Source organism: Paenibacillus sp. FSL W8-0194, from assembly GCF_037969745.1.
Taxonomy (GTDB): Bacteria; Bacillota; Bacilli; order Paenibacillales; family Paenibacillaceae; genus Paenibacillus_AQ; species Paenibacillus_AQ cookii.
Genome location: NZ_CP150205.1, coordinates 288703 through 309593 on the forward strand (window position 1 = coordinate 288703; position 20891 = coordinate 309593).

Sequence of the window (20891 nt, forward strand, 5' to 3'; positions counted from 1 at the left end):
TGCTGTCTTAAGGAGGAAAAACATGAGGGGTAGCACTAAAAAATGGATGGCAGCTCTGCTTGCGGCAGGACTGCTGGGGGGAGTTATTCCGGAGGTACAGCGGGTCTCAGCGGAAACCGTATTCACCTATCAGGACGAAACGTCCCCGTTATCGATTAGCGGCGCAAACATCCGGATTTCGGGTGAACATGCGGTGTGGCGCGGAAACAGCGCCAAGCTGAAAGGGCAAATTTTTTACGGGAATACGAAAACCGGACAAAGCCAAGCGGTCACGACCCATGGAAAATTGACCGATTCTCCTTCCGTCGGGATCAACGGCAAAGGGGAAGCGGTCGTCGTTTGGATCGATAAGCGGAATGACAGCGGCACCGACGACAATTTGAACTGGGACGTATACAGCTACAATGTCAGCACGAAAACCGAAACCAAGCTGAACAAAAATACGGGACAAAACAGCGCGCCGCTGGCGGACGGCGATTTCGTGGTCTGGCAGACCTTTCCTTCCTATACCATGACCTTGTACAACTTGGCAACTGGAGAGTTAACCGATTTGGGGCGAGGCCGGGATCCTGTGATAAAGAACGGACGCGTTGTCTACAAAGGCGGCGAAGACGGAGATTTATACGAATATAACGTCGCCACGGGCAAACATAACAAAATCGTCGACCTGCCATATACCGAATATGTGGAGCGTTTTGTATATAACGGCGAAGAAATTTTATGGAAACAAAAAGATTTGGACGGAAACGGGAAGTACGTCTACATAGATCTCAGCAACAGCCCGCAGCCGGTCGATCTGACGAAGCCGGCCAAGGAAGGGCAACGCGAATATAAAGAAATGAGTATCTCCCATGGAACGGCCGTCTGGCTGGAAGCTTCCGGCGATGCGGCGATCATGCGGGCAGCCGATCTGAAAAGCGGGCAAATCTTCAGTTTGGGCCTGACGAAACCTACCGCTTTTATCGGCTTTAATGGGGAGAAGCTGACATTCGTCAACAACGGAACGTTGGTTAGCCGTGATATTATCCGGACCGAAAAAACGGAAGCCACGCCGGCAAACGGCAGCGGAACCGGAAGCATACCGGCTGATGGCATCGTTATCGGGCCGAAAGGAGGCGTGGCGGCGAAGGGACAAGCGTTCCAGCTTGAATTCGGCCAGGGAGCGTTCGCTTCTGATACCCGGATTACGCTTAAAAAAATTGGCAGCCTTCCGTCCGACCGTCTCGCGAGCGGCATGACCTGGACCGGCGTGGCGTGGAAGTGGACCGCGGACACGAAACCTTTGAAATCCGCTGCGCTAACCTTCCAGCTGGATGAGCCGCTGAAATATGCCGATGCGGCAAACCGCGCAGGCATTTACCGCTTTGACGAAAGCGCGGGACGCTGGGTATACAGCGGGGGAACGGTCGACGCGTTATGGAAAACGGTACGCGCGAAGGTTCAAGAGCCGGGCTTATACGGCATTTTCCTGTATGCGCCATCCTTTAAGGACATGAACGGCCATTGGGCGAAAGCGGAAGTGGAAGTGCTGGCCTCCCGGTGGATCGTGAACGGCATGGAAAACGGAGCGTTTGCGCCCGGGCAGCCGGTGACGCGCGCGCAATTCGCCAAGATGCTCGTTCAAGCCGCCGGGCTGGATGCGCAGCAGCCTGAGAATCGCCGCTCCTTCCGCGACGTCCCTGAGGGGCATTGGGCGGCCGACTCGGTCGAGCAGGCGGCGGCAGCGGGATGGATCAAAGGGTATGAAGGCGGCCTGTTCAAGCCGAATGCGCCGATCACCCGGGCGGAAATGATGGTCATGCTGGCGAATGCGGCAGGCCTTCGTAAAGACGAACAAAGCGATCTCCTCGCCGGATACAAGGACGCCGGATCGGTTCGGGATTGGGCCAAGCCGTCCGTACAGGCCGCGATTCAAAGCGGGTTGATCAAGGGCGACGGGGATCGTCTGAATCCGGGAGCAACATCGACACGGGCCGAGGCCGCAATGGTCATTTACCGCTGGCTGGCGATGAAGGGAGTGGTGTTCCATGATTAATCGGCTGAAACCCCGGGCGCTAAAGGGCTGCTTCGACAAGCTTGGGACCGTCGGCAAAACGCTGCTGGCGTTCATTATTTTGATCGCTGGGTTTCCTTTGTTCCCGTCCCAGCAATTGCCGAAGGCTTTTGCGGAAACGTCGCTGCAAATCGACCCGTATTCTTTTAGTTCCGTGTACGGAGGACAGACGGAGGTCAGTTTCAGCTTCGACAATCCCGATCCGAACGATACGACGCAGCAGTCGCATGAAACGGTCATCAGTCTGGAACAAAACGGTTCTACCGTTGCCGTACTGCACGAAGGAACCTATCCGACCCTGAATAAAAACAAGTACGTATGGGACGGAAAAGTCAACGGAAAGCCTGCGGCGGAAGGCAAATACGAGATTAAAGTGACGCCGAAACGATTTCCGAAAAACGGAAAAGCGGGCGAAGTCCAAATTTCGAACGCCAATCCGCCGGCGCCGAAGGGCATGGAAATCGTGCCCGATCCGGCAAGCGAGGAGCATGTCATCCGCGGAATCGCGGAAATCGGCACCAAGGTCGAGCTGAAGATGAAACGGATCCGCCGGGTGGGCGACGACACGACCGTAGACGACGGCAAAGTGGACACCCTCGCTTCGGGAATTCCGGTTCGTCCGCTCACATCGGATTGGGCGAAAAAAATCGCGGTGGACAAAACCTATTTTACCGATTTTCCCGAAAGAGCCGACAACAAGCCGCAGAAATACGTCGGCGAGTGGGAGATCAAGGTCAAACTCCCGGCATACGAAATTGCCGAAATTCAGGCGTTTGCGACGAGGGATCTGGACAAAAAGCGTTCGAATGCGTCGGACACGCTCAGCGTGCTGCGCTATAAAACGCCTTCATGGGGCGTCAATTGGGCGGTCGTCGCCAGCTATTATTATAATGTCATCGAAAAGGACGCCATCGTTCAGAAGATTGCCGACATCGCCGAATTTAACGGCTTCCCCGTGCAGGATTGCAGCGGCCAGGTTTGTTACGGGACCCTCGAAAAGGACATCAACCTGCTCATTCTGAATCCGCGGCAAGCCGGCGAAATCGGCAGGGATGACGACGAGAGAATTCAGGAGGAATTCGCGAACCGCAACGGATTTCCGCTTGCCGCCGCGTTTGACCCGATCAACCTTGCAACAGGGGATTTCACTTTTTATCAAACGAATATCGACGTCCCGGCGTTGATGCCGCTCGACATGACCCTTACCTACCACAGCCGCGACAGATACGACGGGGATTTCGGGGTCGGATGGCATCATACGTACGAACGGAAGCTGGAATTCCGCGAAGGCGGAATCCTGTACGCCGTGTCACCGGAAGGCGCAAGCTTCCGCTTTGAGCCGATCGGCGGCGGACGTTATCAAGGCATGGACGGCCAGTACGATACGCTCGTTCAACAACCGGACGGCACCTTCACCCAGGAGACGCCGCAGAAGTGGAAATACACTTACCGGAAAGACGGCAAGCTGCTGCGGATCGCCGATGCCAACGGGAATACCGTTCAGCTGTCGTATGCCGGCAGCCTGCTGACGGAGATTTCGACGGAAGGCGCGAAGCTGACGCTCACCTACGGGGACGGCGGCAAAGTGGTCCGGGTTACGGATCAATCGGGCCGGTATGCGGCTTACGAATACGATGCCGTGAATCACGACCTGAAGGCGATGATTTTGCCGGACGGCGCGCGGATCACTTACAAGTACGATGAAAAGCACCGGATGACAGAGATCGGCAACCCGAACGAGACGATGTCCCTCGTCAATGAATATGACGATCAGGACCGGGTCGTGCGCCAGCGCGATTTTTCCGGAGCTTGGGGGGATATCGAATACTTCCCGAATGAGAAGAAGACAGTGACTACCGATGCGCTGGGACGTAAAACCGTCCATTTCTACGATGATCGCTATCGCCAAACGGCCATCACGTACCCGGATGGAACGACCGAACGTTTCCTTTACGACGCGAACGACAATGTCATTCAAAAAACGGACCGTAACGGCAACGTATGGGAGTATATGTACGACGGCAGCGGCAACCTGATCCGGGCGAAGGACCCTGAGGGATACCAGACCGAAATCCGGTACAATGCCTTCAATCTTCCGGAGGAAGTGGTCGACCCGCTCGGGAATAAAACGGTGTTCGGTTACGACGGAAAAGGCAACCTGACAAGCATGACCGATCCGCTTGGCGGCGTCTCCAAAATCGTCGTCAACGACCGCGGCATCGCGGAAGCGGTGGTAAACCCTAACGGCGAAACGACGACGATCGAAAATGACGCGTCCGGTTTTGCCCGTTCCTTGAAGGACCCGCTCGGCAACCGGATGGAAATGGTCCGGGATCCTCTGCACCGGGTCACCGACATCATCGATGCGCTTGGACAGCGGACAAGCTTCGAATACGATCCGCGCGACCGGGTGACGAAACGAATCGACGCTTTGGGGCAGGCGGAACAGTTCGAATATGACAAGGACAGCAACCTGACCGCTTATACGGATACGGCAGGCTCCAAAACGAAATACGAATATGACAGTTATGCGCGGTTAGCCAAAGAAACGGACGCTTTGGGTGGCGTCACCCGTTACGAATACGACGGAGTGGGCAATCTCGTCAAAATAACCGACCCGAAAGGGGGCGAGACGGTATATGCCTACGACGACAACAATCGGATCGCGGCGGCGACCGATCCTGAAGGCAGCGTCACCCATTATGAATATGACGGCAACGGGAACCTGACCCTCCAGGTGGAAGCCAGCGGCGCGGAAACCCGGATCGCTTATGACCGGCGTAACCTTCCGGTTGAGATCAGGGATGCGGAAGGCGGCGTGACCCGATTCAGCTATGACGGCGCCGGACGTTTGACGCAGGAAACCGATCCGCTGGGCCATGCGGTTGTGTATGCGTATGATGCCTTGGGCCGACTGACTTCGCAGACGGATGCACTGGGACAGGTAACCGCCTATGCCTATGACGGTTCGGGCCGCCTTACTCGGATCACCGGTCCGAACGGCGCAGAATGGAAGATGGAATACGACGCACGCGGTTTGCTCGTGAAGACGATCGATCCGCTTGGCGGAGAGTCGACGGTAACCCGGGATGCGCTTGGGCGCGTCGTTCAGTCTGCCGACGAAGCCGGAAAAACGACGACCTACGCCTACGACCCGCTGAACCGGGTTACCCGCATGGTCGATCCGTTGGGCCAAGCCACGCAGTTTGCCTACAATGCCCACGACCTGGTGACCGGTTTGACGGATGCCAAGGGGCAGACGACGGCCTATGCTTATGACGCGCTTGGACGGCTTACGCAGGTCATGAACGCTTTGGGCAACAAGACGGCTTATGCCTACGATGCTTTAGGCAACATCGTCTCCAAGACGGACGCGCTCGGTCGCGCGACAGGGTATCAGTATAACCGCCGCGGCGACTTGATCCGGGAGATCGCTCCGGATCAGCGGATTACCGAGTTTGCGTATGACAGCGTCGGCAATGTGACGGGCATGACCGCTCCGGACGGCACCGAAACCAGCTACGCTTACGATTTGCTCAGCCGTTTGACCGGCATCCGGTACCCGGACGGCAAACATGTCGGCTATCAATATGACGCCGCCGGCCGCAGAACACAGATGACGGACAGTCTGGGCACGACGACGTACGCCTACGACGCGCTGAACCGGCTCATATCGGTCAAGGATCCGAATGCGCGCATGATTCGTTACGAATGGACGCCTACCGGCCAGCGCAGCCGCGTGGAATACCCGGATGGAACATCCGTCAGCTACCAATACGATCTGTTGGACCGCATGACGTCCGTGACCGACGCGGCGGGCCGAACCACTTCCTATGATTATGATGCCAGAGGGTTGCTTGTATCCAAGCATCTTCCGACGCTTGGGGAAAGCACGTATCGCTATGACGATGCCGGACAGCTCGTCAATCTGACCCATCGGAATCAATTCGGCAAGGTCCTGGAGAAGCTGTCGTATGCTTACGACCCGGCAGGAAACCTGGTCCGGACGGAGCGTATGTCGGACGGCAACGACGAAGACGATGCCGACGCAAACGACAAAGAGAAACGTATTATTACAGATTACGCATACGACGCCTTGAACCAACTCATTCAGGTGCAAAGACAGAACGCGGAAGCGGGTCTGCCATCCATCACGACCTACCAATATGACGCCGTCGGCAACCGGACGGCCAAGAGCAGCCATTGGGGCGACCTGGCCGATACGGAAAATTACACGTACGACGCAGCGGATCGGTTGCTTCAAATGACCAGCGGCACGGAAATCAACGATTACCGTTATGATCCGCGGGGCAACTTACTGGAGGTCATCCGGCAGCAGCTGAGGCTTCCGGAAACATTCTCGGTGACCGGGATTACGTACGCAGATCCAAGCGTTACAACGGACGTATACGATCCGGCGACAATGGATCCTGCAGGAGTTGATCCTACAGCAGTGGATCCTGCAGCAGGGCTTCCGACTCCTGGGCCGGGCGCGCCATTAAATCTGCTGGATTCCATCGGAAAATGGTCCGCTCCGGAGATCGTTCAGCAATATGTTTGGGACGGAGCAAATCGCCTGATCAAGCAGACGAACGAGCGTGGAGACGTCACGAAATATGCTTATGACGGCGATGGCAACCGGATGAAGATGACGATTGACTATGCCCATGGGGGCAGAGGCAACGGCAACGGTAACGGTAATAACGGAAATGGTAATGGTAACAGAAATGGCAATGGTAATGGTAACGGAAATGGCAATAACGGAAACGGAAATGGTAATGGTAATGGAAACGGCAATGGAAATGGCAACGGCAACGGGAACGGCAACAACGGCAATGGTAACGGTAACGGGAAGGACAAGTGTCATGTTGTACCGCCGGGCTTCATTCCGCCGGGACTAGCCAAAAAATGCGGCCAATACGACGAAGAATACCCGGATATGCATCCAGGCGGCCCACGGGACGGCTGGGAGAAACAGTACAAGAAAAAGCACTGGGAGCTGAACTTCACCAATGACGTCAGCCTGGAGCTTCCAGAGCCGCTGCAGGTCGCTGAAACGGATGACAGCAAGTGGAAGCAATCTTACGTATACGGAGCAGGCGGAGAACGGCTGAGCATGACCTACCTGCCGGCCTATGACCCGAACAACGGCTGGGAGCCGGTTCCGGGTGATGGCGGAGCCAAGCCGGGAACGCAGTCGAAGACGCTCTGGTATATGGAGGATGCGCTCGGCAGCGCCCTGGGCCTCGTAGAAAAAGACGGCCGCGTGTCGGCACGCTACCACTACGACGAATTCGGCATCCCGCTGGACGGCAAGAAGTTCGACCTGAACTGGCCGGGACCGGACAATTTGTTTGGATACACCGGTTTGGGATATGGTTATACTGACGGCCTGACATACGCACGAGCTCGCTATTATCAGCCGGAAATTGGACGGTTTATTAGCGAGGATACGTATAAAGGGGATCTAAACGATCCGTTGAGTTTAAATCTTTATACGTATGTAAAAAATAATCCATTAAGGTATACTGACCCTACTGGACATATTCCAACACCTTTGGAAGCTGCGTATATGGCGCAACAGATTTATGTAGTAACTGATGACGATATTAGTAAAGCTTCTGTTTCTGGTAACTGGACACTCATTGACATTAAACATGGGACTGACAGCATGAAAATGGGCGTATACTCAAGAGTAAAAGGCGATAGAACAACTGAATATGCGTTGATCAATAAAGGAACTACACCCACAAGCGTAAGAAATTGGGTAAATAATTTTCAGCAACCTTTCGGGTGGTCTGATGATATGAGAGACTCAATTAAAGAAGCCAAGTATTTTGTGGCAAAACATATGAACTCTGAAGTGACGATGGTTGGTCATTCTAAGGGAGGAGCAGAAGCAATTGTAAATGCAGTTGCTACTAATAAAAATGCCATTACATTTAATCCTGCTGATCCAAATCTAATTCAATATGATTTTAGTAAGGCAGGATATAAAGGCAATGTAACAAACTATGTGGTATCGGGTGAAATATTAAATTTTCTTTTTGGAGAAGCATCCGTAGGGAAAACAGAATATTTACCAAATCAACACAAGTGGACCACATGGGAATTTTTCACAAAAGGGGCTGATGCGATCATGAATAAGCGTCTTGAAAATCATTCAATGGAATCAGTAATTAGTGCCCTTAAGAAAAAAGGATATTTATGAAAAAAATATCAATTATTATAACAATTTGGCTAAGTTTTTCGGCGCTAGTGATATTTGTTATTTTTAGTTGGCCTTGGTTACTTTTGCATAATAGAATCGATTCACTACCGAATCCACCACAACCATCCATCACATATGGAGAATTTCCATTTCGATTGGAATATGAGTTAAACGGGCAACGAAAGGTTATTCAAGATACTTTAATATGTGAATTTGATGGAACTGGATGGGATGAGGGGCAAGGAAAGTATCGGAAATGGAAAGGATATTTAGCCAGTGGGAAAGAGAGACTATTACTATTGGAAGTCGATAATCCTGTTGCTCTAAGGAGTGATGGAAAAGTTGTGAAACAAGAAATCTATTATTCAGTAGGAAGTGCACGATATTACATGGGCGATATGAAAGAGTATGAAAAATATAAACAGTCTTTTCCTGATGCAAGTTATTTTGAACAATATGAGGACGGAAGTACTAGTAGCGGCGTTATTCAGTCCGATGAGTTGCTTAGAAAGTACAATATCAAATTAATAAGTTGGGATTATACGCAACCAATAAAGAACAATTTCGTCGCATCTAAGAAGTAATGGTAGTCCTAGTGCCACAATACGACTAACTCTCGTATTGTGGCTTCTTTTTGCCGTAAAATCGTCAACTATACAAATAACTACTCAAAGAGTATGAGTGGCAGCTGTTCAAGAGACCCCACCTAGTCACGATAGAAACGGGCGAGAGTCGTTATTACCAGCCGGAAATTGGACGGTTTATTAGCCAGGATACGTACAGAGGAACTTTAGGAAATCCGCTTAGTCAGAATTTGTATGCTTATGTGGAGAATAACCCCCTGATTTATGTGGATCCAAGCGGGCATGCGGGGCGCCTCTTTGACTTTCGTGGAGGTTCTGGAGGAGCCAGAAACTTTGGCGGTGGTGTTGAACGCGGCGGGGGCGTTGGATCAATAAGGGCTACAAATATAACCACCAAGCTTTCATCCGGACCTTATAAAGTTAGCGGTCCAAGTAAAGTTGTAGTCAAATATAGTTTGAACAATTTCCCTATTAAGGCTACCCCGAATAAAAGTTACTTTACTCCGAAGTATTTGAAGGTAGGTGAAGTAGCGAATAAGGGGACTATCCCTAAACTTGTTTATACAAGAGTTAATGTTCGTAATGGTGATGCCAATGTAAAAGGCTCTGGTCTAAATTATGCTCTTGGGAAACATGGTGGGGTAAATAAGCCTAACAAATCACAATGCTCTATTTCTCGTGACGAGTTAAAGAAACTTTTGCAATCGAAACAGGTTGTAAATTCTCCAGTAACTGTATCGCCGACTTCGGGAAATTTTGTACGTCAGGTTGATGTAGGTTACAAAGTTGGTAATTTACCAGTTAACAGGGGTGGTGCGCCGACGAGTACGATAACAGTTATTACTGATATAAAAGGTAATCTTGTAAATACTTTTCCAGGTGGGCTGGGATTCGGGGAGGATAGTATGTTTAAAATTATTTTAGAATTAGCTACTGGTGAACAGCTAGGGAAGGTGTATGAAGTTAGTAATGTGGAATATTTACAGCAAGATGAGGATGAATTTGAACTGTTGGGTGAGCTATCTACCTGTAGTTATGATGTTTTTTCAAGTAAAGACATGGATAAATTATTAAATGAACTTGAAAGATTGAAGGATAAGTTAGTTGACTCTAATGCAATAAAGCACATAGAAGAAATTAAATCATTAGCCCAAAAGTGCAAAGTGATTACTTGTAGCAGGTTAATTATCACACCTTTTTAATTTAATTAATCTGTTATATGACACTGATAAGCAAACAGGTTCTCACTTTTTTGGCGAGACTACCCAGTGCAGAATGAATCCAATATTAAACTAACAACACATCTAACCCATCTAATAATACATTTATTTTATAACCTAAATAACGTTATTACGGTACCTCAAACAGGTCGATTATGGTCAGATCCACCATGATTGACCTGTTTTTTTAGATAATGCCGCCGCTTTTACCAGCCGGAAATTGGACGGTTTATTAGCGAGGATACTTATAAGGGGACATTAGGAAATCCGAAGAGTCAGAATTTGTATGCGTATGTGGAGAAAGATGATTCAGACATCAACCAAATATGACGATTATTGGCAGTATCGCGTTTATTTTGGCAATATATTTAAACCTATATATAACGATCGAAACAATAATAGGGTGGCGATGGTTGGAAGATAATAAATATTACCAATCCCCTATCCAAGAATCAGCCAATAATGGTGCGAGTTATGAACGCAGGTTTAGGAGGGAGAGACAAAGCTTATTTTAGGGTTTCTGTTGGGAACAAAGGGGCTCTTACTTTAGATGGTAAACTGTCCAACGATATGGCTACAACGCATATTGATTTATCTGATAACTATATGGACCAAATTCTAAAAATGATTGATAATTATGTGAAGTCAGGTGGAAAGTAGGTGAAAGGAAATATGGAAGATATTCAAAACTACTTAAACTGTCTGTGGTCAGGCATTATTGAAAGACATGTTTTCGATATATTTAACCACTCAATCTTATTTAATATTAAGGTTATTAATAATGGGGAGCAATTTCATCATCAGCTGAAGTTTAACAATGTTAAGGCGTTCTACTATTTGAATGACCAATCCCCGTTTGACCCGGAAGGCGATGACTGTCTAGAACTCACATCCGTTACGTTTCTTAAAGAAAAATCAAAACAAATAAAAGTGAGTTGTGTTTCTGACGAATATCCCCATCTAACAACTAGGACAAACTTTTGCTTGGAAATTTGGGGAAGAGAGCTGATAATTGAAGCATCGGCTGTAGATATTGATGGAAAGTTGTTTGATGTAGGATTATCACATTAAAACTATCAAATGTCTTGAGGGGGCTTACCCTTTAAGGCATTTCTTTTACCCCCGCCCAGTGCCGAATAATAAATCCACTGGATAAGTCCAAAGGAACTTAACCCTCATCACCCCCTTAAGATATTCTAATATGCCTGTACGCTGTACGTACAGCCCTGTCTCGATATAGAGAGTGAAAAGGTCAGATGTCGCATATTCTAGGATACGGATTCTCGTGGGAATAAGGTTGTGACCAACGAAAGTGGAGGAATTGTATCAGTTCATTCTCCTGCTTAGGGTGGGGTTTACATTCCAAAACCCAAAAAATAAAATTTGGAGATGATAAAACGAAATGACTAAGGATGTTCTGCTAGAATTATCTAAAACATTAAATACAGAATATGAAATAGGGGTATGGTCTGAAACGAAGGATTTTTTTGAAAGACAAGATAATATCGAAAATTTTTCTGTCAAGTATAATGAAGGTCCCAATTCCGGCAGATAGTGCACAAAGGTTTGTATAAAGGAATGGTCAAGTTCCAACAACTTGGGGTGAAGCAGTCACCAATAGAATTAACAATCAAAATTCATCCTATAGAACAACTAATCCAAATGGCTCAAATATTACAGGATGGGATGGTAATTAACATGGAGATTAGGTTACCCGAAAAATCAGTGTTGCCAAATGGGTTTCGCTATCCGGAATCGTTATTTAAGGTGGTAAGGCTTAATTTAATAAACCTTGACCCATGGATTATTATGAACGGTGACCAAGTTGTCTCAAGGATAGAGGGGTTAAAGGAGCGGTATCCTAATAGAACACTTATTCCATTTGCGAGAAGATTAGATAACGATGATTTAGCTTGCTTTGAACCAATGAAAGGGGAAGGAGTGCAAGTAATTCATGACTTTGCTTCCTCTGGTTACGAGCAGAGGAAAGAGTACGCCGATTTTTGGGATTGGTTTAGGGATGCTATGAACGAAATGATTGAATTTGATTAAGGAAGAAGATGAACTATGGACTTTCCTAAACTTAGCAAAGAGGTTTCTTGTGCTTTAAGACATGCCCCTTGGGAGTATGAATTAGGGCTAGATAATGAGGGTTGGGTAAGCATAGAACAATTATTAATGGCATTACGCCTTGCTAAAACGTAAAGATTCAAACCCAGTACTGCTCAAGATAGAAGCTGAAAAGGCTTCAAATGAGGGGGTGAAGTTTTACCAAGGCAATAATTCTGTATGGTTGGCAGATTCTATTCCATCTATGTTTATTAAAGTAGAATCGTATCGTTAAAGATATTAAAACCTTGATTGGCTCTTTAGCCCGTCAAGGTTTTTCTTTGTTTTGGTGGGCGCTACCAAGTGCCGAATGACTCCATCATTCAACCAATAACTCATATAACCCATGTAAGACCCGTATAAAGATTTTGTCAGTTTGCTTGTACGCACATCAATGCTTGAATTTTATAACCCGAATAACGCTACTCCGTTACACCGAACAGGTCGATTATGGTCAGATACCACCATGATTGACCTGTTTTTTTAGCCGACGATAAATGTTCGTATGTCACATTTGACGTTATTTCAACGCCATTCACTTGATTTCGGACATGGCTCAATCCCTTATCCAATGCGTCTTCCGACGATTTCTAATGCAATTATGCGAATTTGCGAAAGCGGACATTATCGACGGCAATCCCTTGGAATTTTCAACGTCCTACCAGCAATATCCTCTCCTTCAAATTAGACGTTATGGTATCGCCGTATTTCCGCTTTTCTGTCCTATATCGCGGCGACCTCTGGGGAACATTTCGGCGACTACTCTTCTGTTGTATTCCATTAATAATACCGTCACATCTACGGCGATTATGGCGACATATCCGAGCGTCAAGGATATCGCTGATTATGTTGACTAAATATCGTGGGGGTAATACTACCCCCGGCGTTAGTCATCGTATTATTCGCATGAACTATGCCGTTTTAGGGAAGAAATTTCAAAAAAAGTTTGGGGGAACGTGAAATGTCGCGGACTAAGGATGCGCTGATTAAGCCGCGAAAACGGAGGGGACGGCAAGGGAATGCCATTAAACGACCTATTACGCAAGATTCGCCGCCAAGCCGTTTTACTGCCACAGTAATTTTATCGCGGGGGAAGGAGCGGCGACCAGAGTATTACCGTTATAACCTGTCTTATGAACGGTTATTAAATATGAAAACATGGTATGGTGTAGGAAAGGACGGGCAAATTTACAGATATTTTGATGACAATGCAGGAGGAGTTCACTTTGGTACTGTATCAAAAGAATCTGTGCCAAAGGACGTACTTAATCAACTGGGAGTTAAAAAGTAGTGGGGGAATAATATATGGTTTTCGGTGATCGTTCGCTTTTTGCTGTGGAGTTTGAACTTGACCAAGAATACAATGGCGTTTGGTTATTCGGCAAATTCTGCTATTGGATAAGGGGAAAGCGTATAGGTGATTATGAATTGGGAACTTCACTTCGTGACGTATTATTCTCGTTGGATACTTTAGTTCAAGATAATGGGAATAGAACACAGGTAAATCTATTTGAACTATCTCGAAGTGATTTGTTTACAAGATTGGATGGGGAGCTATTTGGTTATGAAAAAACACTGTATGATGAGGTGGCTATAAAAGAAAGTTGGGCCCGTTTTAATGTTGTTTTGCCTGTTGATATTTTTGATGGGTGTAAGGTATATCTTGTTGAGAATTTAGAAATGTCAAGAATGTTATTCAGGAATCTTAATGAAGTGGAAGTGCAAGAGGGGAATTTTGAGAAGGGTCTGTTTGATGAGGTTATATCACGAGCCCATCAGGAGCTAGCCATTCTTTACAACAATATAATTAAAAAATAGTTAATTCATCATCACTCATCACATTGTAAAACCTTGATTGGCCGAATGCTTTTCAAGGTTTCTTTTTTTAGTGGGCGTTACCCAGTGTGGAATGAACCCATCATTCAACCAATAATACATCTAACCTATGCAAATCGGCAGGGACTAGCCAAAAAATGCGGCCAATACGACGAAGAATACCCGGATATGCATCCAGGCGGCCCACGGGGCGGATGGGAGAAGCAGTACAAGAAAAAGCATTGGGAGTTGCACTTCACCAATGACGTCAGCTTGGAGCTTCCGGAGCCGCTGCAAGTTGCTGAAACCGACGACAGCAAATGGAAACAATCTTACGTATACGGAGCAGGCGGAGAACGGCTGAGCATGACCTACCTGCCGGCCTATGACCCGAACAACGGCTGGGAGCCGGTGCCGGGTGATGGCGGAGCCAAGCCGGGAACGCAGCCGAAGACGATTTGGTATATGGAGGATGCGCTCGGCAGCGCCCTGGGCCTCGTAGAAAAAGATGGCCGCGTGTCGGCGCGCTACCACTACGACGAATTCGGCATCCCGCTGGACGGCAAGAAGTTCGACCTGAACTGGCCGGGACCAGACAATTTGTTTGGATACACCGGTTTGGGATATGGTTATACTGACGGCCTGACATACGCACGTGCTCGTTATTACCAGCCGGAAATTGGACGGTTTATTAGCGAGGATACGTATAAGGGGGAACTGACGAATCCGTTAAGTCTTAACTTGTATACGTATGTTCTGAACAACCCATTAATCTATGTTGACCCGACAGGACACTGGAATGAGAAGTTAGGATTTAACTACGTAATAAACGAGATGAAAAATAAATGGGCTGTTGCACCTACTGGGGATGAAAGGGATTATTGGGCTCAGCAAGCAGAGGATTTAAGAAATCAGATTAGAGGATCACAATATTTCAAAAGCGGTTATTATACAGAAGCAGACATAATGCAATCCACTGATGTTATGATACCTATGGATAAAATCATGAAACGGGCACATGATATGTTTCCTGCTTTAAGTGCAATTCAAGGATTCACAGAAAGTGCCGCCCTATACATTGAGAATCATCCCGGTGAAGGAATTGCAGTTTCAGCAGGTATGGGTATTATGGAGATGGAATGACAGACCCTCAAGGGACTAAAGCAATAATTTACTACACAGTCATGTATAAAAATAATCAAGCGTATAACCTAGAGGTTCTATATGATAAGGCTTAAAATACTGTATTGCACTTTATGTATACTAGAGACCCCCTTGGCAACCTTCCGGCTATACCAAAGAAATGAGGTGGTGCGAAATGTCCGAACTAAGCCCTAAGGAACGACTTTATTGGCTTATGGAACTACTGATTAGAAAAGAAATAGAAACATCAAAATTCTGCGATGAGTTCTATCAAACTTATGAGCATGACCTTAACGAAGATTTAAGTGATATCGAGAAAACCTTATTTATGGAAATCTCTCATAAGGGTTCTAGATTCTCAGAATTCCATGAAGACCATTTGCAGTATCCCGGTGTTTATGTTACCGATTTGGACATTCGATCCTTGGTACTTGATTCTTGGACTAAGTTGAAAGGACGATAGGTTTTGATTAGCCATGTGGAGCAAATAATCCTCCATATGGCTTTTCTTATTTACTCCCTTCCCACCCAGTGCCGAATGAATCGGGCGGCATAGCTTGAAAGAACTTAACCCTCATCTTACCCGTATGATATTCCCTAAATATGATTGTACGCACGTAAATGCTTTAATTTTATAACCGAATCAGCGTTACTTCTAACTGGTTCATTATGGTCAGATACCACCATGATTGACCTGTTTTTTGTTATCTTCGCTTTCGCACGGTTTTTTCAAAAATGAATAGAATCTGTATACGTATGAATTGGGAGGATCTATCCCAACTAAATTTGCCGTTGAAGCGGATGACAGCAAATAGCTCCAGATGGAACTATTTCGCATTAAAGAAAGGAGGTTCAAATGTTTCAACTTAGCTTGTTTATAAAATGTAAAACTAATACTGAAGCATTAAGCGTGCTAAATGAAGTAATACGCAGATTGAGTGATGAAGTAACATCATTTAATCTGATTGAAAACGAACCTTACTGGAAGGTGGATGGTTGGTTCAAAACCACGTGTAATTTTGAGTTGATAGGCCCGTTCGATTATCAAAGGGCGGATAAAATACTGAGATTAATATCGGATAAGTGGTTGTGGGATAAGGGGAAAGCATCCGCCCATTCCAGTGTTAAAGAAATGTTAGCTGTTTTTTGCGATCCTATGATACAATTTTCAACTTGTTGGTTCGAAGATTTTGAGTAACCTTTTCAGGCGATTGCTTTAAAACCATGGGGTGAACAGCCCTATTCATTTAATCCATCCACTAACTAAGGGCGTGAATCTGGACCTTGATCGGTTTTTTGCCTTTCAAGAATCTTTTTTGGTGGTAGATTGACTCTTAATGAATGGAAAGTCTTACAGGAGAAGGGTGGTAAATGGGGACCGACGGTTTCCAACCGACAAAATGCACGTGAGACTTCAGCTATCGGCATAGCCGAATGACCGGGTATCGGCTGCTCATTTCTCTTGAATGGACTGGCAGCCGGTATCTATGTCCAACTTCTCTCCCCGTGCAAGCGGCAGCGCCCTGGGCCTCGTAGAAAAAGATGGCCGCGTGTCGGCGCGCTACCACTACGACGAATTCGGCATCCCGCTGGACGGCAAGAAGTTCGACCTGAACTGGCCGGGACCAGACAATTTGTTTGGATACACCGGTTTGGGATATGGTTATACTGACGGCCTGACATACGCACGTGCTCGTTATTACCAGCCGGAGATTGGACGGTTTATTAGCGAGGATACGTATAAAGGGACATTAGGAAATCCGCTAAGTCAGAATTTGTATGCGTATGTGGAGAATAATCCGCTGATTTATGTGGATCCGAGCGGGCATGCGGGGCGCCTCTTTGACTTTCGTGGAGGTTCTGGAGGAGCCAGAAACTTTGGCGGTGGTGTTGGATCAATAAGGGTTACAAATATAACCCCCAAGCTTTCGTCCGGACCTTATAAAGTTAGCAGTCCAAGTAAAGTTGTAGTCAAATATAGTTTGAACAATTTCCCTATTAAGGCTACCCCGAATAAAAGTTACTTTGCTCCGAAGTATTTGAAGGTAGGTGAAGTAGCGAATAAGGGGACGGGTGAAGTTGCCCAAAAGTCTGGCTCATTAAAACTGATTTGCAACTGTTTGGTGGTGGAAAAGGAAAGAACAATCTTAAACCTGACCCCAATGCAACCGGAGACCATACAGTCTTTAAGCGTGACCCTGCTACTGGCAATATTACAAATTATGAGACGTATAAAAACTCAGACTAATCCTATAAATCCAAATCCATTTGAATTTGAAAAGCGTTATGATGGGGTTGGTGGAAGCCACTATGATAAAGCAACAGGACAAGATGTTCCAACGCCGCATGTTCATGAGGCAACTAATCCTGGAGGGGCTAGAGCACCATATCCTGATGAAATACCAATAAGGAGATGAGTGAGTGGATTTATTGAAGTGGATAGAAGAATGGTTTGCAAATAATTGTGATGGTGATTGGGAACATTCACGAGGGATAAGAATATCTACCCTCGATAACCCAGGATGGTCAATTTACATCAATCTAGAGGGAACTTCATTAGAAGAAGCGGTTTTTCAACCAGTAGTAATTGAGCGTAGTGAGATTGATTGGGTTCATTGTAATATTCAAGAAATGATATTTCGAGGATTTGGTGGAAGTCGAAATCTGAATGAGTTGCTAAGTATATTCAAGCATTGGACTGAGACTTTTAGAAAGTAAGTTATATGATGACCACAGTGCGATTGCTCACTGTGGTCTTTTTTCGGTGGGGCTACCCAGTGCCGAATGAATACATCATTCAACTAATAATACAAATAACCCATGTAATACCCGTATAAAGATTTCTTCATTTCGGTTGTACGCACATCAAATGCTTTAATTTTATAACGAATCAGCGTTACTTCTAACTGGTTCATTATGGTCAGATACTACCATGATTGACCTGTTTTTTGTAATCTTCGCTTTCGCACGGTTTTTTCAAAAATGAATAGAATCTGTATACGTATGTGGGAAATAATCCGCTGATTTATGTGGATCCGAGCGGGCATGATGCCATAGTGCTTACTACCAGATTTAGCAATGGGTTTTGGGCATACCTCCCTATTACTCCAAAATAATAAAGGTGAATGGTCATATTTTTACTATGGTGATTACAGCGTCGATTTTTCTAAGGTTGATTCTAATGCACTTAAGAATTTGAAAAATCTAAAATCATGGGGCAAAAAAATCGACTTTCTGGAGTTGGTGGAAACGGATATCAATTCTCTACTTATATACAGGGGGATTTTAACAAATCCTATTTTGCTGCAACAAACATGGTCAATACCTACGAAAGCCTGAAGGAACTAGACGGTAAGAATCCCCAGTATAATTTGATAACATGCAGTTGTTTTACTAATTCAAAAGAGCTTTTATCCATAGGAACCCTGTATAATGGTGTCAGTATGGAGAAATTTATGGCCACAGTGACTTCGAAAGAACTGGAGTTTGCCGGTATTGCTGGGACCAAGGTACCTAATGTGGGTAATGCTGCTTTTGCAATGACTTTCTATAATGATGCTTTCACAAAAGATGATTATGCGCAGCAACTAAGCAGCGAAATGGAACGATACGAAAATATGAATTGGTTTATGAAGACAGCGCATCGTGCTAACTATCATATTTTCAGGCTAAATATACTTTTCGGCCAAAATCCTTAGAAAGGTGGTTCCTGTAATTGCTAAAAAGTATTTAATGCTTATAATTATTCTTGCCATATTAATTGGGGCTTTCTTACTTAGTTTCAAGATAAATGGCAATCCGTGGGAGAGAAGATCTTTTAAAAAGGATGTAGAATCATACATTAAGTCGAAATACCCTGATATTGAGATTAAAAATCAAAAGGTTTCGTATTCTTTCAAAGAAATGAAGTATCGTTCTTTGATTGTTACTGATTCTGATGTTTATTTTTTAGTTTGGCTTGATTATAATGATCATTTTGTTGATAACTACTACGTTTCAACGTGGGAACAACAAGCTGGACATCAAATTTCTAGAAAACTACAGAAGGTTGTTAATCTTAGTGCACCTATAACTTTAAAAATTTCCCTAAATAATGAACAGATGGTACCCTTTAAAGATCTAAATTCCTTTACACAATTCAAGGATCGAATGCATGACAAGGTACAGTTAATCGTTAACTATAGTGAAAGGGAAATTAGCGACGACTTATTAAAAGAGGGTTTTAAGGTAGTAGAATGGATAACTTCACAGAATTACGGAATGCAAATAGTCTTCATGTTCAAAGGTGAAAAATCAATACAAGTTAAGGAGGAGGATCTTCATAAAATCAGGGTATGGAAGGACCTCAGTAAATATATAATGTGAAATTCTTAAACATTCTTAACTGAAAAGTTCAGTCTAAGTTTGTCAGACACTGAATTACAATTGATATTTATAATGAGGCCTTGAGGGGGGCAATCCTCAAGGTTCTTTTTTATACTACGGTGCCAAATGAATTGGGAGGATCTATCCCAACTAAATTTGCCGTTGAAGCGGATGACAGCAAATAGCTCCAGATGGAACTATTTCGCATTAAAGAAAGGAGGTTCAAATGTTTCAACTTAGCTTGTTTATAGAATGTAAAACTAATACTGAAGCATTAAGCGTGCTAAATGAAGTAATACGCAGATTGAGTGATGAAGTAACATCATTTAATCTGATTGAAAACGAACCTTACTGGAAGGTGGATGGTTGGTTCAAAACCACGTGTAATTTTGAGTTGATAGGCCCGTTCGATTATCAAAGGGCGGATAAAATACTGAGATTAATATCGGATAAGTGGTTGTGGGATAAGGGGAAAACATCCGCCCATTCCAGTGTTAAAGAAATGTTAGCTGTTTTTTGTGATCCTATGATACAATTTTCAACTTGTTGGTTCGAGGATTTTGAGTAACCTTTTCAGGGGATTGCTTTAAAACCATGGGATGAAAGCCCGATTCATTTAATCCATCCACAAACTTAGGCGTGAATCTGAGCCTTGATTGGTTTTTTGCCTTTCAAGGATCTTTTTTGGTGGTAGATTGACTCTTAATGAGTGGAAAGTCTTACAGGACAAGGGTGGTAAATGGGGGCGGACGGTTTCCAACCGACAAAATCATCATCCCTGTATAATATTCCTCTAATATGCCTGTACGTACATGCAATGCTTGAATTTATACCCTAATGCATGGCTTGTTAAGAAGGAGAAGGGTGATGTAAGCGCAGAAGATTATCTGCTCCAAATTCCGGTGTAACGAAAACTATGATTTATCGAACGAATCAAAGAACAGGACAAATTGAAAATATGATTATATTATTGACACTAGTGGTTATTTGCCTGTTAGTGTACGGCCTTGGGAGGTGTACAAATGAGAGATTCAAATAAAATTATTCTTTTATTTCTCATTTTGAGTGTAGTGGTTGTCGTTACTCTTATAGGCCAACTTAATCTGGTTAACATTGTAATTGTTATTTTCTATTTCGGACTTCTTGCTTTCTTTTCTCGATATGTATCCAGCAAAAAATCAAAAAAATTAATAATTGGATTAAACTGCGTTACAATAGCGATTTTATTGCTTAAACACATATTATTTCCATAATGATTAGCACATGCACCGGCCACAATACGACTGATCATCGATTTCTTGTACTACAATGTAGCTAGAAAATTTTTCGAAAAAAATATATGGGGGGTGCTACATGTCAATTACAAAAGAGATTAAAACTTATGGTTTGTA

The 20891-nt window shown here is 45.3% G+C and carries 15 protein-coding genes and 3 pseudogenes; all 18 read left to right on the forward strand.

Annotated features, from left to right (window positions below):
* Positions 1-22: 22 nt before the first annotated feature.
* Positions 23-2035 (forward strand): S-layer homology domain-containing protein, encoded by a 2013-nt coding sequence (locus tag MKY58_RS01120; protein ID WP_339323095.1) that lies wholly within the window; start codon positions 23-25, stop codon positions 2033-2035.
* Positions 2028-8264: a DUF6531 domain-containing protein gene (locus MKY58_RS01125; protein WP_339323096.1), complete on the forward strand. Its 6237-nt coding sequence runs from the start codon at positions 2028-2030 to the stop codon at positions 8262-8264. Before MKY58_RS01120 ends, MKY58_RS01125 begins: the two co-directional genes overlap by 8 nt.
* The gene (locus MKY58_RS01130) at positions 8261-8848 is read left to right on the forward strand and encodes a hypothetical protein (protein WP_339323097.1); all 588 of its coding nucleotides are present in this window, start codon (positions 8261-8263) and stop codon (positions 8846-8848) included. The genes MKY58_RS01125 and MKY58_RS01130 overlap by 4 nt, the downstream gene beginning before the upstream one ends.
* Before the next feature lie 131 nt (positions 8849-8979).
* A complete protein-coding gene (locus MKY58_RS01135; RefSeq protein ID WP_339325011.1) occupies positions 8980-10050 on the forward strand; it encodes an RHS repeat-associated core domain-containing protein in 1071 nt (356 codons plus the stop codon).
* 492 nt (positions 10051-10542) lie between these two features.
* The gene (locus MKY58_RS01140; RefSeq protein WP_339323098.1) at positions 10543-10728 is read left to right on the forward strand and encodes a hypothetical protein; all 186 of its coding nucleotides are present in this window, start codon (positions 10543-10545) and stop codon (positions 10726-10728) included.
* Positions 10729-11139, forward strand: a complete 411-nt coding sequence (locus MKY58_RS01145; RefSeq protein ID WP_339323099.1) for a hypothetical protein — start codon at positions 10729-10731, stop codon at positions 11137-11139. It begins immediately after the preceding gene.
* Between the two features lie 507 nt (positions 11140-11646).
* The gene (locus MKY58_RS01150) at positions 11647-12120 is read left to right on the forward strand and encodes a hypothetical protein (protein ID WP_339323100.1); all 474 of its coding nucleotides are present in this window, start codon (positions 11647-11649) and stop codon (positions 12118-12120) included.
* A 15-nt stretch (positions 12121-12135) separates the two neighbouring features.
* A pseudogene (locus MKY58_RS01155) lies at positions 12136-12412 on the forward strand (RNA 2'-phosphotransferase).
* A 726-nt stretch (positions 12413-13138) separates the two neighbouring features.
* A complete protein-coding gene (locus MKY58_RS01160) occupies positions 13139-13468 on the forward strand; it encodes a hypothetical protein (protein ID WP_339323101.1) in 330 nt (109 codons plus the stop codon).
* Between the two features lie 14 nt (positions 13469-13482).
* On the forward strand, positions 13483-13995 hold the full coding sequence (locus MKY58_RS01165) for an immunity 42 family protein (protein WP_339323102.1): 513 nt from the start codon (positions 13483-13485) through the stop codon (positions 13993-13995).
* A 522-nt stretch (positions 13996-14517) separates the two neighbouring features.
* A pseudogene (locus MKY58_RS01170) lies at positions 14518-14787 on the forward strand (RHS repeat-associated core domain-containing protein); the annotation flags it as partial.
* A gap of 523 nt (positions 14788-15310) precedes the next feature.
* Positions 15311-15598 (forward strand): magnesium and cobalt transport protein CorA, encoded by a 288-nt coding sequence (locus tag MKY58_RS01175; RefSeq protein ID WP_339323103.1) that lies wholly within the window; start codon positions 15311-15313, stop codon positions 15596-15598.
* Positions 15599-15991: 393 nt separating this feature from the next.
* The gene (locus MKY58_RS01180) at positions 15992-16333 is read left to right on the forward strand and encodes a hypothetical protein (RefSeq protein ID WP_339323104.1); all 342 of its coding nucleotides are present in this window, start codon (positions 15992-15994) and stop codon (positions 16331-16333) included.
* Positions 16334-16694: 361 nt separating this feature from the next.
* A pseudogene (locus MKY58_RS01185) lies at positions 16695-16964 on the forward strand (RHS repeat-associated core domain-containing protein); the annotation flags it as partial.
* A gap of 592 nt (positions 16965-17556) precedes the next feature.
* Positions 17557-17853, forward strand: coding sequence for an immunity 53 family protein (locus MKY58_RS01190; RefSeq protein ID WP_339323105.1), 297 nt, complete (start codon positions 17557-17559; stop codon positions 17851-17853).
* 494 nt (positions 17854-18347) lie between these two features.
* Complete coding sequence (locus MKY58_RS01195) at positions 18348-18833, forward strand: hypothetical protein (RefSeq protein ID WP_339323106.1); 486 nt, start codon at positions 18348-18350, stop codon at positions 18831-18833.
* A gap of 4 nt (positions 18834-18837) precedes the next feature.
* Complete coding sequence (locus MKY58_RS01200; protein ID WP_339323107.1) at positions 18838-19500, forward strand: hypothetical protein; 663 nt, start codon at positions 18838-18840, stop codon at positions 19498-19500.
* A gap of 226 nt (positions 19501-19726) precedes the next feature.
* Positions 19727-20068, forward strand: a complete 342-nt coding sequence (locus MKY58_RS01205; RefSeq protein ID WP_339323108.1) for a hypothetical protein — start codon at positions 19727-19729, stop codon at positions 20066-20068.
* The last annotated feature ends 823 nt before the right edge of the window (positions 20069-20891 follow it).